The 14,711-nt window shown below is 62.7% G+C and carries 19 protein-coding genes; 18 read left to right on the plus strand and 1 reads right to left on the minus strand.

Going from position 1 to position 14,711, the window contains the following annotated elements; translation table 11 throughout:
- From ylxM to H8S62_RS02545, 13 genes are all read left to right on the plus strand, one after another.
- On the plus strand, nt 1–369 hold the full coding sequence (gene ylxM, locus H8S62_RS02485; RefSeq protein WP_155146400.1) for a YlxM family DNA-binding protein: 369 nt from the start codon (nt 1–3) through the stop codon (nt 367–369).
- A 3-nt stretch (nt 370–372) separates the two neighbouring features.
- Nucleotides 373–1,728: a signal recognition particle protein gene (gene ffh / locus H8S62_RS02490; protein ID WP_155146397.1), complete on the plus strand. Its 1,356-nt coding sequence runs from the start codon at nt 373–375 to the stop codon at nt 1,726–1,728.
- Between the two features lie 88 nt (nt 1,729–1,816).
- The gene (gene rpsP, locus H8S62_RS02495) at nt 1,817–2,056 is read left to right on the plus strand and encodes a 30S ribosomal protein S16 (protein WP_155146395.1); all 240 of its coding nucleotides are present in this window, start codon (nt 1,817–1,819) and stop codon (nt 2,054–2,056) included.
- A 26-nt stretch (nt 2,057–2,082) separates the two neighbouring features.
- Complete coding sequence (locus H8S62_RS02500) at nt 2,083–2,313, plus strand: KH domain-containing protein (protein WP_155146393.1); 231 nt, start codon at nt 2,083–2,085, stop codon at nt 2,311–2,313.
- Nucleotides 2,314–2,371: 58 nt separating this feature from the next.
- Entirely contained in the window at nt 2,372–2,875 is a 504-nt protein-coding gene (gene rimM, locus H8S62_RS02505) for a ribosome maturation factor RimM (RefSeq protein ID WP_155146391.1), read from the plus strand.
- Nucleotides 2,868–3,644, plus strand: coding sequence for a tRNA (guanosine(37)-N1)-methyltransferase TrmD (gene trmD, locus H8S62_RS02510; RefSeq protein WP_186918371.1), 777 nt, complete (start codon nt 2,868–2,870; stop codon nt 3,642–3,644). The genes rimM and trmD overlap by 8 nt, the downstream gene beginning before the upstream one ends.
- Nucleotides 3,645–3,809: 165 nt before the next feature.
- Nucleotides 3,810–4,646, plus strand: a complete 837-nt coding sequence (locus H8S62_RS02515) for a DegV family protein (RefSeq protein ID WP_186918372.1) — start codon at nt 3,810–3,812, stop codon at nt 4,644–4,646.
- A gap of 91 nt (nt 4,647–4,737) precedes the next feature.
- Nucleotides 4,738–5,256 carry a GNAT family N-acetyltransferase gene (locus H8S62_RS02520; protein ID WP_155146385.1) on the plus strand — a complete coding sequence of 173 codons (519 nt, stop codon included), beginning with the start codon at nt 4,738–4,740 and terminating at the stop codon, nt 5,254–5,256.
- Nucleotides 5,257–5,259: 3 nt separating this feature from the next.
- Nucleotides 5,260–6,498 (plus strand): zinc ribbon domain-containing protein, encoded by a 1,239-nt coding sequence (locus H8S62_RS02525; protein ID WP_186918373.1) that lies wholly within the window; start codon nt 5,260–5,262, stop codon nt 6,496–6,498.
- 4 nt (nt 6,499–6,502) lie between these two features.
- Nucleotides 6,503–6,925, plus strand: coding sequence for a DUF3788 domain-containing protein (locus tag H8S62_RS02530; RefSeq protein WP_155146382.1), 423 nt, complete (start codon nt 6,503–6,505; stop codon nt 6,923–6,925).
- A gap of 133 nt (nt 6,926–7,058) precedes the next feature.
- Nucleotides 7,059–7,718 (plus strand): GNAT family N-acetyltransferase, encoded by a 660-nt coding sequence (locus H8S62_RS02535; RefSeq protein ID WP_186918374.1) that lies wholly within the window; start codon nt 7,059–7,061, stop codon nt 7,716–7,718.
- Nucleotides 7,705–8,580 (plus strand): 16S rRNA (adenine(1518)-N(6)/adenine(1519)-N(6))-dimethyltransferase RsmA, encoded by an 876-nt coding sequence (gene rsmA / locus H8S62_RS02540; protein ID WP_186918375.1) that lies wholly within the window; start codon nt 7,705–7,707, stop codon nt 8,578–8,580. The genes H8S62_RS02535 and rsmA overlap by 14 nt, the downstream gene beginning before the upstream one ends.
- A complete protein-coding gene (locus H8S62_RS02545) occupies nt 8,567–10,378 on the plus strand; it encodes a phosphoenolpyruvate carboxykinase (GTP) (protein WP_186918376.1) in 1,812 nt (603 codons plus the stop codon). The genes rsmA and H8S62_RS02545 overlap by 14 nt, the downstream gene beginning before the upstream one ends.
- Nucleotides 10,379–10,574: 196 nt before the next feature.
- Here H8S62_RS02545 and H8S62_RS02550 read toward each other — a convergent pair whose 3' ends face one another.
- Complete coding sequence (locus H8S62_RS02550; RefSeq protein WP_186918377.1) at nt 10,575–11,546, minus strand: DUF4349 domain-containing protein; 972 nt, start codon at nt 11,544–11,546, stop codon at nt 10,575–10,577.
- Between the two features lie 116 nt (nt 11,547–11,662).
- Between H8S62_RS02550 and H8S62_RS02555 the strand changes: the two genes are divergently transcribed.
- The 5 genes from H8S62_RS02555 to H8S62_RS02575 all read left to right on the plus strand — a co-directional run bounded on the left by H8S62_RS02555 (nt 11,663) and on the right by H8S62_RS02575 (nt 14,697).
- Nucleotides 11,663–12,403, plus strand: a complete 741-nt coding sequence (locus H8S62_RS02555; RefSeq protein ID WP_155146371.1) for an N-acetylmuramoyl-L-alanine amidase — start codon at nt 11,663–11,665, stop codon at nt 12,401–12,403.
- A gap of 10 nt (nt 12,404–12,413) precedes the next feature.
- Nucleotides 12,414–13,694 (plus strand): LysM peptidoglycan-binding domain-containing protein, encoded by a 1,281-nt coding sequence (locus tag H8S62_RS02560; protein WP_155146369.1) that lies wholly within the window; start codon nt 12,414–12,416, stop codon nt 13,692–13,694.
- 43 nt (nt 13,695–13,737) lie between these two features.
- Nucleotides 13,738–13,911, plus strand: a complete 174-nt coding sequence (locus H8S62_RS02565; RefSeq protein WP_186918378.1) for a hypothetical protein — start codon at nt 13,738–13,740, stop codon at nt 13,909–13,911.
- A gap of 410 nt (nt 13,912–14,321) precedes the next feature.
- Complete coding sequence (locus H8S62_RS02570) at nt 14,322–14,477, plus strand: hypothetical protein (protein WP_173023463.1); 156 nt, start codon at nt 14,322–14,324, stop codon at nt 14,475–14,477.
- Nucleotides 14,470–14,697 carry a hypothetical protein gene (locus tag H8S62_RS02575; protein WP_155146367.1) on the plus strand — a complete coding sequence of 76 codons (228 nt, stop codon included), beginning with the start codon at nt 14,470–14,472 and terminating at the stop codon, nt 14,695–14,697. Before H8S62_RS02570 ends, H8S62_RS02575 begins: the two co-directional genes overlap by 8 nt.
- Nucleotides 14,698–14,711: the final 14 nt, after the last annotated feature.

Genomic DNA, 14,711 nt, shown 5'->3' on the forward strand with positions numbered 1-14,711 from the left:
ATGAAAAATCAGGCTTTTCGCATGGCATTGTTGTTCGATTTTTACGGCGATATGCTCACCGACCGGCAGAAGGAGTTTTTTGACCTCTATTATAATGAGGATCTTTCCCTCTCCGAGATTGCGGAGAATTACGGCATCACACGCCAGGGCGTCCGGGATGTGATTGTCCGGGCCGAGGGCATTATGCAGGAGCTGGAGGACAAGACCGGCATCATCCGCCGCTTCCAGCGGATGCAGGAGCAGTTCTCCGACATTGAGCGGGCGGCCGACGGCATTCTCGCCATCAATTCCGAGCACTCCTACGACAGCGACATTGAAACCCTGGCAACGGAAATCAAGGACGCCGTGAGCCTCATGAAGCAGGAGTAACTTATGCCTTTTGAAGGATTGACCGAAAAACTCTCCAACGCATTCAAAAAGCTGCGCGGCAAGGGCCGCCTCTCCGAGGCCGACGTGAAGGAGGCCATGCGCGAAATCCGCATGGCCCTGCTGGAGGCCGACGTCAACTACAAGGTGGTCAAGGACTTCGTGGCCAGGGTCACGGAGCGGGCCGTCGGAAGCGACGTGCTGGAGAGCCTCACCCCCGCGCAGATGATTATTAAGATTGTCAACGAGGAGCTCACCGGCCTCATGGGCGGCGAGAGCGTCAAGCTGAACATCTCCTCCAAGCCGCCCACCGTGGTAATGCTGGTGGGCCTCAACGGCGCGGGCAAGACCACCAACGGCGCCAAGCTGGCCGGCTTTATGAAGAAGCAGAACGGCAAGCGTCCCCTCCTGGTGGCCTGCGACACCTTCCGTCCCGCCGCCATAGCGCAGCTTGAGACCGTGGGCGGCCAGCTGGGCATCCCCGTCTTCCAGCAGGGACTGGGCGACCCGGTGGAGATTGCAAAGGCGGGTATTGAGCACGCCAGGACCCACGGGAACGACCTGGTCTTTATCGATACCGCCGGCCGCCTCCATGTGGACGAGGAGCTGATGCAGCAGCTCGAAGAGATGAAGCAGGCCGTCTCCCCGACCGAAATTCTTCTGATTGTGGACGCCATGATTGGCCAGGACGCGGTGAACGCCGCCAAGGTCTTCGACGAGCGGCTGGATCTCACCGGCGTGATGCTCACCAAGCTGGACGGCGACGCCCGGGGCGGCGCTGCCCTCTCCATCAAGGCCGTCACCGGCAAACCCATCAAGTTCATCGGCACCGGCGAGAAGCTCGACCAGGTCGAGGTCTTCCATCCCGACCGCATGGCCTCCCGCATTCTGGGCATGGGCGACGTGCTCTCCCTCATCGAGAAGGCCCAGCAGTCCTTCGATATGCAGAAGGCCGCCGAGCTGGAACAGAAGATGCGCAAAAACCGCCTCACCCTCTCCGATTATTACGACCAGCTGGTCCAGCTTAAGGGGATGGGATCCATCCAGGATCTGGCCGGTATGCTCCCCGGCGTGGACGCCAAGGCTCTGGCCGGCGCCAGCGTGGACGAGAAGGCCCTGGCCCGGACCGAGGCCATCATCCTCTCCATGACCCCCCAGGAGCGGGACAACCCGGCCCTGCTCAACAACAGCCGGAAAAAGCGCATCGCTGCGGGCAGCGGCACCCAGGTGGTGGACATCAACCGCCTGCTCAAGCAGTTTGAGATGATGCAGCAGATGACCCGCCAGATGACGGGCGGCCGGATGAAGAAAATGGCCAAGATGGGCCGCTTCGGCGGCAAAAAGGGCGGCTTCCCGTTTTAACCGCCCGGCGCGCCCCTTCCTTTCGTTGGTATGCACCCGCGCGGTGCTTCCATATAGAGATGTAATGAATTATGGAGGTGAACATAAAATGGTCAAAATCAGACTGCGCCGCATGGGCGCCAAGAAGGCTCCCTTCTATCGTATTGTGGTGGCTGACTCCCGCTATCCCCGTGACGGCCGTTTCATCGAGGAGATCGGTACCTACAATCCCCTGATGAACCCCGCCGAGATTAAGGTGGACGCCGAGCGCGCTCAGGCTTGGATCAAGACTGGCGCCCAGCCCACCGAGACCGTGAAGGCCCTGCTGAAAAAAGCTGGCGCCATCTAATGGGGTCCGGCTGTATGGAGGGCACTATGAAAGAACTGCTCACTTATATCGCCCGCAATCTGGTGGACCACCCCGACGCGGTGTCGGTCACCGAGCACGCGGGCGAGGATGAGACCACTCTGGAGCTCCGGGTGGCCCCCGAGGATATGGGCAAGGTGATCGGCCGTCAGGGCCGGATCGCCAAGGAGATCCGCACGCTGATGCGCTCCGTCGCCCAGAAGAACGGGACCAAGGTCTCAGTGGAAATCATCGACTGATTTCTGACGAAAACGGCGGGGGCTGTCCCCTGCCGTTTTTCTTTATTTGGAGGTACCGATGAAAAACAAATTTCTTGAGGCCGGGCAGATTGTGAACACCCACGGCGTCCAGGGCGAGGTGAAAATCGTACCCTGGTGCGATTCGCCCGAGTTCCTCTGCCAGTTTGATACCCTCTATATCGGCGGCGCGCCCGTCAAGGTCCTCTCCAAACGGGTCCATAAGGGCAATGTGCTGGCCGTTCTGGAGGGGGTGGACGATGTGAACGCCGCCATGCGTCTCAAGGGCAGGACGGTGGAGATTGACCGCACCGGCGTGGCGCTCCCCGAGGGGCGGCATTTCATCGCCGACCTCATGGGCCTGGAGGTTCGTGACGCGGACTCCGGCGAGGTCCTGGGGACCGTAGCCGACGTGCTGACCCCGCCCGCCCACGAGGTCTATGTGGTGAAGGGCGGGAAGCACAGCTATATGATCCCCGCCGTGGACGAGTTCCTGGTGGAGAGCAATGTGGAGGGCGGCTATATCCGGGTCCGCCTCATTGAGGGGATGGAGAGCGATGTTTAGAGTCGATATCATGACCCTCTTCGACCTCACCGTGGGGGACGTGCTCTCCGAGTCCATCCTGGGCCGTGCCCAGGAGCGGGATATTCTCCGCATTGAGGCCCACCAGATTCGGGACTATACCCTCAACAGGCAGAAGCAGGTGGACGACTACCCCTACGGCGGCGGCCACGGCGCAGTGATGCAGGCCGACCCCCTCTATCAGTGCTGGAAGCACATCACCGACGCCTACGGCGGCGGCCGCACCATCTACCTCTCCCCCGCCGGAAAGACCTTCTGTCAGGCGCGGGCCAGGGAGCTGGCGCGGGAGTGCGACCATCTCATTCTGGTCTGCGGCCACTATGAGGGCATCGACGAGCGTTTTATTGAGGAGTGCGTGGACGAGGAGATCTCCCTGGGCGACTTCGTCCTCACCGGCGGCGAGATTGCCGCCATGGCGGTGACCGACGCGGTGTGCCGCCTGGTGCCCGGCGTCCTGTCCGACCCGGAGTGCTTCGAGGAGGAGAGCCACTGGAACGGCCTGCTGGAGTACCCCCAGTACTCCCGGCCAGAGGAGTGGCACGGCCGAAGGGTCCCCGCCATCCTCCGCTCCGGCGACCACAAAAACATTGCCAGGTGGCGGCGCAAGCAGGCCATTGTCCGCACCCGGGACCGCCGCCCGGATATGTACGCCCGGCTGGACCTCTCCTCCAAGGCCGACCAGAAGCTCCTGAGGGAGATCGCCGAGGAGGAGGCCGCCGCTGCGGAAGCGTCACCGAACGACATGCCATGACACAGACGGGAAGACCTGAGAACTGCTGTTTTCCCATCACATCACAGCGGGCGTGGTTTTCCCGCCTTTCTTTTCCCTTTTTCCCTTTACAATCCGGACGGGTCATGCTACAATAGCAGCATATGCACAATCTGATTTTTAAAATCACATCAGGAGATGCAATATATGAGTTTTAAAATTATTGTGGACAGCTGCTGCGATCTGACCCCCGCCATGCTGCGGGAGGCGTGCTTCACCAGCGTCCCTCTCACCATCCGGGTCGGCGGCGACGTCTTTGTGGACGACAGCACCTTTGACCAGTCGGGCCTCCTCTGGCGGATGAAGGAGAGCGCCACGGCCCCCTCGACGGCCTGTCCCTCCCCCGCCCAGTACGTGGACGCCATGGACTGCGGGGCGGACGACATCTACGTGGTCACCCTCTCCGCCCTCCTGTCCGGCTCCCACAACTGCGCCGCCCAGGCCAGGATGATGTTTTTGGAGGACCACCCGGAAAAGCGCGTGCACATCTTCAACTCCTGCTCCGCCTCGGCGGGCGAGGTGCTTATCGCACTGAAAATCCGGGAGCTAGCCATGTCCGGGATGGATTTCAATGCGGTGGTGAGCGGCGTCTCCCGCTATATCAACGAGCAGGAGACCCTCTTCGTGCTGGAGGACCTGGACAATCTCCGCAAGAACGGCCGTCTCTCCGCGCTCCAGGCCATCGTCACCGGCACGCTGAAGATCAAGCTCCTCATGGGGGCCACCCCCGAGGGAGAGATTTTCAAGCGGGGCCAGGCTCTCTCCGTCAAGCAGGCCATGGGCAAGATGCTCTCCATCATGGCGCAGGACGAGCACCACAAGGGCCGCATTCTCTGCATCGCCCACTGCAACTGCCTGGAGCGGGCCTTCCACCTCAAGGAGCAGGCGCTGAAAAGCTGCCAGTTCAGTGACATCATCATCTGCGAGACGGGCGGCATCAGCACCGTCTACGCCAACGACGGCGGCATCGTCGTCGCCTATTAGGCATAAGAAGGCAGGCGGCCCGCGGGCCGCTTGTCTTTTTTTCAGCCCTGTGATATACTCACAAAACAAATGTACGAAAGGCGTGAGTGTTATGGATTATATCATCCGGCCATCTGAGCCGGGAGACGCCCCTGGGCTGGCGGCTTTGCGGCGTATGCCCGGTGTTTTTGAAACCACTCTGGGCCTCCCCTCCTCCAGAACCGCCGACAGTGAGACCTATCTGGACAGTCTGGGCGACGAGGATCACCATTTCGTGGCCCAGGCGGCGGACGGCACCATCATCGGCGCGGTGGGTCTGATGGTCCGCGCCAACCCCCGGACCCGTCATGTGGGCAGCGTGGGCATCTTCGTCCATACCGACTGGCAGAACAAGGGCGTGGGCACCGCCCTGCTCAAAACCGTGCTGGATCTGGCAGACAACTGGCTTATGCTGGTCCGGGTAGAGCTGGAGGTCTTCGCGGACAACGACCGCGCCAGGCACCTCTATGAGAAGCTGGGCTTCGAGCTGGAGGGCCGGCGCAGGATGGCCGTGGTCAAGGACGGCGCCTATATCGACGAGCTCATGCTGTCCCGCATCCGTCCCACGGGCGCGCACATACAGGAGGAGTGACCCATGTCGTCCGGCCGCCTCTTTGAAATTGTATACCTCCTCCTGGAGCGCCGCCAGATGACCGCCGCTGAGCTGGCCGGGCGGTTTGAGGTGTCGGTGCGCACCATCTACCGGGATATCGACGCCCTCTCCGCCGCCGGGGTGCCCGTCTACACCACCCAGGGCAAGGGCGGCGGCGTGGCGCTGATGGACCACTATATTCTGGACCGTGCCGCCTTCACCGAGGAGGAGCAGCGCCAGCTTCTCACCGCGCTCCAGAGCCTGCCCGAGGCGGCCCGGGCGGGCGCGGACGAGACCCTGGCCAAGCTCTCCGGCCTCTTCCGCCGGCGGGAGACCGACTGGCTCCAGGTGGACCTCTCCCGCTGGGGCAGCGTCGAGGCCGACCAGCGGAAATTCGAGGCCCTGAAGACCGCCATACTGGACCGGCGGGCGGCCGCCTTCACCTACGTGAGCTCCTACGGCCTCACCACCGACCGGCGGGTTCTCCCCGCCCGGCTGGTCTTCAAGGGCCAGTCCTGGTACCTCCAGGCCTACTGCACGGAGAAGGAGGACTACCGCACCTTCAAGGTCAGCCGCATCCTCAAGCTCTCCGTCCTGGACGAGCGGTTCAGCCGCCCCCTCTCTCCCCCGCCCATCGAGAACAGCGGCGAGCCCTGCCCCTTCTGCGTCACGGTCAGGCTCCGTTTCACCCCCGCCATGGCCTACCGGGTCTACGACGAGTTCGACGAGAGCTGCGTCACCCGCGAGCCCACGGGGAAACTGCTCGTCGCCGTCACCCTCCCGGACGACAACTGGCTCTACGGGTACCTGCTCTCCTTCGGCGCCATGGCCGAGGTGCTGGATCCGCCGGCTGTCCGGCGGCGGCTGGCAAAAATGGCGGCGGATATTTGGCGAAAGAATGCAGAACCTGACATGGGATGTCAGGGTATTGGGCGTATGATGGAGCCATCTTCAAAGGAGGTATCTGTCATGAATCCCAACGGACAAACATTCTGCCAGTCCTGCGGTATGCCCCTCTGTGACCCCAGCGTCATCGGCACCGAGCAGGACGGCTCCCCCAGCGAACACTACTGCAAATACTGCTATGAAAACGGCGCGTTTACCGGCGACATGACCATGGAGGAGATGATCGACTTCTGTGTCGGCCCCATGGTGGAGTCCAGCCCCGGTATGACGGCGGAGCAGGCCAAGGACCGGATGGCGGCCTTCTTCCCAACCCTTCTGCGCTGGAAAAAGGACTGATTCCATGGAGTGGAGCGCCCTCTATCCCCGCAGCCGCCAGCCGGACCTCAGCGGGATTGGAAGCTATATCAATACGCCCCTCTGGGACGAGCTTCGCCGTCATATGGAGCAGGACTGGGGCCTTTCACCCTGCGTGGGGTTCAGCGGCTGCAGTATGGCGGCCGGCTGGAACGTGAAGTATCGGAAGAGCGGCCGCAACCTCTTCACCTGCTATCCCGGCCACGGCTTCTTCACCGCCCTGGTGGTGGTCAGCGAAAGGCAGGACCCGGAGGTGCAGCTCCTCCGGCAGACCTGGAGCCCGTATACCCAAAAGCTGTTCGATGAAACCGGCTGTTACCGGGACGGTCGCTGGCTGATGGTGGAGGTCACCTCACCTGAAATTCTGGAGGACCTGAAAACCCTCATCCGTCTGCGCGCGCAGAAATAGCGCCAACGGGACGCCCATATGGGCGTCCCGTTTTGATGTGTCCGCGGCGGCGTGCCCGCTCTTTTCACCTCCCGTTGCCCCATTGCATTCATTTGTGCTATACTGATAAAATCAAACACTGTGAGGTATCCGTATGCAACTGACCATCCGCCCCGAGACCCCCGCAGATTACCGCCCTGCAGAGGTGCTGACCCGGGAGGCTTTTTGGAATCTCTATCAGCCCGGCTGCAACGAACACCACTACCTCCATCAGCTTCGCGCCTCCCCCGCCTATCTGCCCGAGCTGGGCTATGTGGCCGAGCTGGAGGGTGAGCTGGTGGGCCATATCGCCTATTCCCGGACCAAAATCGTACGGGCCGATGGCAGTGAATTCCCCACGATTACCTTCGGCCCGGTCTGCGCCGCCCCGGATCACAGGGCCCGGGGCATCGGTTCCGCGCTGATCCGCCGCTCCCTTCGGGCCGCGAAGGACCTGGGCCACCGCGCCGCGGTCATCCTGGGCGATCCCCGGTACTACGGCCGCTTCGGCTTCCACGGCTGCGAGCGCTTCGGCCTCACCCTGACCGACGGAAAATACCTCCCCGGCCTGATGGCCCTGGAGCTGGAGCCCGGCGCGCTGACCGGCGTCTCCGGCCGCTTCCTTGAGGGGTTCGACTACGTCCCCGGCGGGGAGGAACTGGCCGCCTTCGACGCCGGGTTTCCCGCAAAGGAAAAAGGCTTTACAGAGAGTCAGCGGGATTTTCAGGTAATTTATAATCTGGGTTATCAGGTGATTGAACATGGATTTATGTAACGTCAACGATATCAAGGCCCTCCTAGGGCGGCACGGCTTCCGCTTTTCCAAGAGCATGGGGCAGAATTTTCTCATTCAGTCCTGGGTGCCCAATGATATTGCCGATGCCTCCGGCGCCAATGCCTCCAGCGGCGTGCTGGAGATCGGCCCCGGCATCGGCCCCCTCACCGTCCAGCTCGCCCGGCGGGCCGGGCGTGTGGTCTCCGTGGAGCTGGACCGCTCCCTTCTGCCCATTCTGGAGGAGACCCTCTCCGGCTGCGGCAATACGGAGATTCTCCCCGGCGACGTGATGAAGCTGAATATCCCCGCCCTGGTCGCTGACAAGCTCAGCGGCCTTACACCAATTGCCTGCGCCAACCTCCCCTATAACATTACCACCCCCGCCCTCACCGCCCTCATTGAGGCGGACTGCTTCTCCGCCATCACGGTGATGATCCAGCGGGAGGTCGCGCTGCGCATCTGCGCCGCACCGGGCACCGCCGACTACGGGGCATTCTCCGTGTACTGCCAGTACCACACCGACCCAGAGCTGCTTTTCGACGTGCCGCCCGACTGCTTCCTCCCCGCGCCCAAGGTGACCTCCTCGGTCATCCGCCTGGTCCCGCGGGGGGTGCCCCCCGTCCCCGTGGCGGACGAGAAGCGCTTTTTCCAGGTCGTGAAGGCATCCTTCGCCCAGCGGCGGAAGACCCTGCTCAACGGCCTCTCCTCCGCCTACGGAAGCCGCCTCGACAAGGAAGCCCTGCGGGAGGTCATTACCTCCTGCGGGCTGAGCGCCGACGTGCGGGGCGAGCGGCTGGGCATCCCGGAGTTTGCCGCCGTCGCCGCCCGGCTGGGCGAGCTGCTTGCAAATGGAACAGATTGAGGAGGAAAACAGACCCATGGAACTGACGAGACACCAGGAATTGCTAAGCTGGGTTGCGGCGCAGGCCGCGCTGACCCGCCCGGATAACATTGTCTGGATAGACGGCTCCAAAGCCCAGCTGAACGCTCTGCGGGCCCAGGCCGTCTCCACCGGCGAGCTGCTTGAGCTCAACGGGGACAAGCAGCCCGGCTGCTGGCTCCACCGCACGGAGGTTAGCGACGTGGCCCGGGTGGAGGGGCGCACCTTCATCTGTTGCGAGCGCGAGGAGGACGCCGGCCCCACCAACCACTGGATGGCCCCGGACGAGATGCGCGCACTGCTCAGGCCGCTCTATGACGGCTGTATGAGGGGCCGCACCATGTACGTCATCCCCTACTCCATGGGCGTGGTGGACTCCCCCTTCGCCCGGTACGGCGTGGAGCTTACCGACTCCCTCTACGTGGTCCTCAGCATGGCCATCATGACCCGCTTCGGCAGGCCGGTGCTGGACGCTCTGGGGGACACCGGCGAGTATGTAAAATGCCTCCACGCCAAGGCGGATATTGACCCCGACCGCCGTTACATCGCCCACTTTCCCCAGGACAACACCATCATGAGCGTCAACTCCGACTATGGCGGCAACGCCCTTCTGTGCAAAAAATGCTTCTCCCTGCGCATCGCCTCCGTCCAGGGCCGCAGTCAGGGCTGGCTGGCCGAGCATATGCTCATCCTGGGGGTCGAAAACCCCAGGGGCGAGGTCCGCTATCTGGCCGCCGCCTTCCCCTCCGCCTGCGGCAAGACCGACCTGGCGATGCTGACGCCTCCCGAGCGCTACCGGGCACAGGGCTGGAAGATCTGGTGTGTGGGGGACGACATCGCCTGGCTCCGGGTGGGGCCGGACGGCCGTCTCTGGGCCATGAACCCGGAAAACGGCTACCTGGGGGTGATTCCCGGCGTCAGCCCCAAAACCGGCCCCAATATTCTGGCCACCGTCAGCCGGGACACCCTCTTCACCAATACGGCCCAGAACCTGGACGACGATACCGCCTGGTGGGAGGGCCTGAGCGACACCCCGCCCCGCCATGCCCTGGACTGGAAGGGCAGCCCCTGGGACGGGGCGCTGTCCGCGGAAAAGGGGGCTCAGGCAAACGCCCGCTTCTGCTCCCCGATTACCAACTGCCCCTGCCTCTCCCCCGAGTATGAGAATCCCGCAGGCGTTCCTATCTCCGCCATTGTGTTCGGCGGACGGAGGGCCAAGGTGGCCCCGCTGGTCTACCAGTCCCGCGACTGGGTTCACGGGGTCTTCGCAGGCTCCATCATGGCCTCGGAGACCACGGCGGCGGCCACTGGTAAGGTGGGCGTGGTCCGGCGGGACCCCATGGCCATGCTCCCCTTCTGCGGGTACAATATGGCCGACTACTGGCGGCACTGGCTGGAGATGGGCGCCCTGCTGGGGGATAATGCCCCGCTTGTCTTTCATGTCAACTGGTTCCGCACAGACGGGGACGGGAAGCTTCTCTGGCCCGGTTTCGGTGAAAACCTGCGGGTGCTGGAGTGGATGCTCCGCCGGTGCGGCGGCGAGGCGGAAGCGGTGGAGAGCCCCGTAGGCCTCCTGCCCCGGACGGAGGACATCGACCTGGAGGGATCGGGTGTGACAAGGACCGCCCTTGAGAACCTCTTGAGCATCGATAAAGCCCTCTGGCGTGACGACGTCGCGGATATTCGCGCATTTTACGCCAGGTTCGGCGGGAGACTGCCGCAGGAGCTGGAACAGGCGCTTCATGAACTGGAAGCCGGCCTGAATGAGCGGCCTTCATAATTTCGTTCTGTCAAAGGAGCCCCTCGGTGCTTCTTTGACGGAACGCTGCATGACGGATAAGTCATTCTATCCCTTCGTCTGCGCAGGGCCAAACTCTGCGCGGCTTTCTCTGCGGAGAATTTCTAACAGCCTGATAATCTGTATAAAAGGCGCTCCATCCGTACGGATGGAGCGCCTTTTATACAGATTATGGGCTTTATTTTTTCTCCTGAGACGGCTTGCTCTCCTCCGTCTTCGGCGCTGTACCCGCGCGGCGTTTCCGGCGGATTCTGGCGGCCGTGACCCAGGCAGCCGCCGCAATCGCCAGGAAGAGGACGACGCCGATTAGGTGGTAGGCAATCCACACGGCAAAGTCCCCCAGCCCCTCCCCGAAGTCGGAAAGGCCCGCGGAGAGGGCGTTGCCGATGCGCCCGGACAGCGTGGCTGTCTCCTGGACGGGCTCGGTGAGCTTCAGCACCTCGTTCAGGGTGATGCTGATGGTGGCATAGCCCACCAGACTGTCGTACCGCCGCAGGGTGGTGCTGTACTGGTCAATCTCGTACTCCGTATCGGATAGGGCGTTCTCCAGGGAGACGATGTCCTCCATGGTCACCGCCTTCTCCAGCAGGGCCAGCAGCCGTTCGTGCTTGGTCTCAAGGGTTTTCAGGCGGGCTTCCGCATCGTAATAGGCCTCGCCCACATCCTGGGTGGACTCGTTTTTGCTGACCACGTGGCCCACGCCCCCCGTGGCACTGAGGAAGGCCGTATAGTTCTCCTTGGGGACGCGGACCACATAGCTGCCATACCGGGCGGAACCCGCGTCGTAATAGGCCCCCTGCTGCACCTCGGCGCTCTCATAGTATCCGCCCTGCTCGATCACCAGCTTGTCCAGGGCGGTCACGGCGGCGTCAAATTCGGTGGACTGGATGGTGAGGGATGCGGTGCGGATGAGCTTGGCGTCCTGAGAAGTGTAGACCTTGCTCTCCCCGGCGCCCCCGGAGGGGGTCTGGTGGGACTCGGCCGTCATATCCCCGCCTCCGAAATCAGGGTAGGGGACGGGCGCGGCGGAAGCGGCTGGGGCGCGATCGCTCCCGGCGTCCGAGCTGTTTCCTCCGCTCGCCCCGCAGGCAGCCAGGCAGAGCGCCAGGACCAGAATGGCTGTGATCGGCAAGAGACGGCGCATTTTCATGATTGACACCTCCTGTTTTTTGGTTCCTTATCCCTATAGACGATTTTATTGGAAAACAGTTCCGCTGTCAAATGCCGTTTGGCGTGCATAGGATAGGGCAAAAAGGAGGTATTCCCATGCCCATTATCTATTTGTCCCCCTCCACCCAGGAGAATAATTTCTATGTCAACGGCGGCACCGAGGAGGAGTGGATGAACCGCCTGGCGGACGCCATGGTCCCCTATCTGGTCGCCAGCGGCATCCAGTACACCCGCAACACGCCCGATATGACGGCGGCCTCCTCCATCCGGGCCTCCAACGCAGGCAATTACGATCTCCACCTTGCCCTCCACTCCAACGCCGCTCCCGAGGGGCAGTACGGCCAGTTCCGGGGCATCGTGGTCTACTACTACCCCGGCTCAACCCAAGGCCGCCGCGCGGCCAACATCGTGGCGGACAATCTGAAGGATATCTACCCCCTGCCCAACAACGTCCGGGCCGAGGGTACCACCGCCATCGGCGAGGTCCGCCGGGTCCGGGCCCCCTCGGTCTTCATTGAGCTGGGCTACCACGACAACCCAGACGACGCCGCCTGGATTAAAAGCAATCTGGACCCCGTCGCCCGGAATATCGTCCTCTCCCTGACCGAGTACTTCGCAATCCCCTTCCTCACTCCCGTGCCGCCCCGCCAGGCCGTGGTGGACGTGAGCTGGGGCTATCTCAATATTCGCAGCCGGCCCGACCCCACAGCCCCCGTGATTGCCCGCGCCTACGACGGCGCGCGGCTCACCGTCATCAACGAGTGGCAGGGCTGGTACCTGGTCCGCTTCGACGGCGTGGTGGGCTACGCCAGCAGCGACTTCATCACCCTCATCTAGGGGGCGCGCCATGGTCATTCACGTAGTTCAGGCGGGCGATACCGTGTCCTCCCTCTCCCGGGAGTACGGCGTTCCGGCGTCTCAGATCATCATCGATAACGGCCTCACCTCCGCGGCCCGGCTGGCGGTGGGGCAGGCGCTGGTCATCCAATTTCCCCTGCAGGTCCATACCGTGCGGCCCGGCGAGAGCCTGTCCGGCATTGCCCGGCAGTACGGACTATCCTTGCGCCAGCTTTACCGCAACAACCCCGTCCTCGGCGGGGAGAGCGCCCTCTACCCCGGGCAGACCCTGGTCATCTCCTACCGGGGCGAAAAAGAGGGGACTCTATCGGTCAACGGCTATGCCTACCCCTTTATCGACAAGGGCCTGCTCCAGGCCACCCTCCCTTACCTCACCTTCCTCACCCCCTTCACCTACGGCATAACGCCCGAGGGCGGCCTGGTGGACCTGGACGACCAGGTGCTCATCTCCATGGCCCAAAGCGGCGGCGTGGCCCCTCTTATGCACCTGTCCACCCTCACCGAGGACGGCGGCTTCTCCAACGACCTGGCCCATCTGGTCCTCACCGATATGGATGTACAGGCGGCGCTCATCGACAATATCCAGGCCACCATGCAGGCCAAGGGCTACCAAGGGCTGGACGTGGATTTTGAGTTCGTCTTTGCCGAGGACGCGCTCCCCTACGCCGCCTTTATCCGCGCTCTGTCGGAGCGGCTGAATCCGCTCGGGTATCCCGTGGTCGTCGCCCTGGCGCCCAAAATTTCCGCCGACCAGCCGGGGCTTCTCTATGAGGGCCACAACTACCGCGAGCTGGGCGCGGCCGCCAACGAGGTCCTGCTCATGACGTACGAATGGGGCTATACCTACGGGCCGCCCATGGCGGTCGCGCCCCTGCCCAATGTCCGCCGGGTGGTGGAGTACGCTCTGACGGAAATTCCCGCCGACAAGATTTGGCTTGGGGTGCCCAACTACGGCTACGACTGGCCGCTCCCCTTCGTCCAGGGCCAGACCCGGGCCACCTCAATCTCCAATGCGTACGCCGTTACGCTGGCCCTGCGGTACGGCGCGGAGATCCAGTACTCGGACTACGCCCAGTCCCCCTGGTTCCGCTACACCGGCAACGACGGCGTGGTTCACGAGGTCTGGTTTGAGGACGCCCGCAGCATCCGGGCCAAGCTGGCCCTCATCCCGGAGTACGGTCTCAACGGCGCGGGCTACTGGAACCTGATGCGCCGCTTCCCCCAGAATTGGCGCATTTTAAACGCACTTTATGAAATTCGTGAGGCATAGCCCGCCCTGCGTCCGCAAACAATAGACGCGGAGGTGTTGCATCATGAAGCACTACAGCGGCCTGGACGAATTGCTCCAGGCGGACCGCGCCGCCCACGACTACTTTGCCGCGCTGCCCGACTATGTACGTGAGCAGATTGCCAGCCGGGGCGGCGGCGTCAGCTCTCTCGCCTCGCTTCAGGACTACGCCGAAAACCTGACCCGCGGCGACGGCTGAGTCCCCCTGTCCCGCCCCGAAAGGGGCGGGATTTTGCCGGAACGGGGCATCTTTTCCACGGGTTTTTCATCGTTCACAAATCGTTCATAGGAAGTTATAAATTTGTACATCATTTCCATCTCAGGTATGGTATCCTATACTCGTCAGGATACCAGAACAGTTTTCCAAACCTCCTCCCTCCCCTCTCTTTTATTTCAACACAGCACTGTCTCCCCGCAGGGCGGCAATCGCCCCCTGCGGGGAACAGACCAAAAGCTCCACGCCCGCAAGGGCGTGTTTTTTTGTGCCCGTTTTGCGTGGCGAAATTGCGCGCAAGGTCCGGCGCTGCTCCGCCGCGGTACATGAATTTTGTATTCGTTTTAAAACATATTCTCTCCCCGCCTTGGCATACTAAGCGCGAGGTGAGAAATATGTCCTATGTCAGCCCGAAAATCAAGGCGCAGTTTGAGTCCATGCCCATCAATCTAAAAAACGCGATTTTGGAGCGGGACGTCCGACTGGAGAATATGGCCGACCTGATGGCCTGCCTGGAGCGCATCATCGAAGAGGGCGAGCCCAATGCTTGACCACGCCGCCCTCTCCCCCGACGCACTCGCCTATTTTCAGAGCCTGCCCCTGGGCGACCAGGTGGCCATGCAGCACAGCAATCTGTCCTTCCGTACCCTGGAGGACCTCAAGGCCTACCAGTCCTCCATGCTCTCCAATCTCGACTCCGTGCTCTATAAGCGCCTGCCCGACCCGGCCATTCCCTCCAACGCAGCGCTGGACGCTCTGGACGCGGAGTGAGCTCTCCAAAATTT

The sequence above is a fragment of the Lawsonibacter faecis genome, assembly GCF_014287675.1.
Classification (GTDB): domain Bacteria; phylum Bacillota; class Clostridia; order Oscillospirales; family Oscillospiraceae; genus Pseudoflavonifractor; species Pseudoflavonifractor faecis.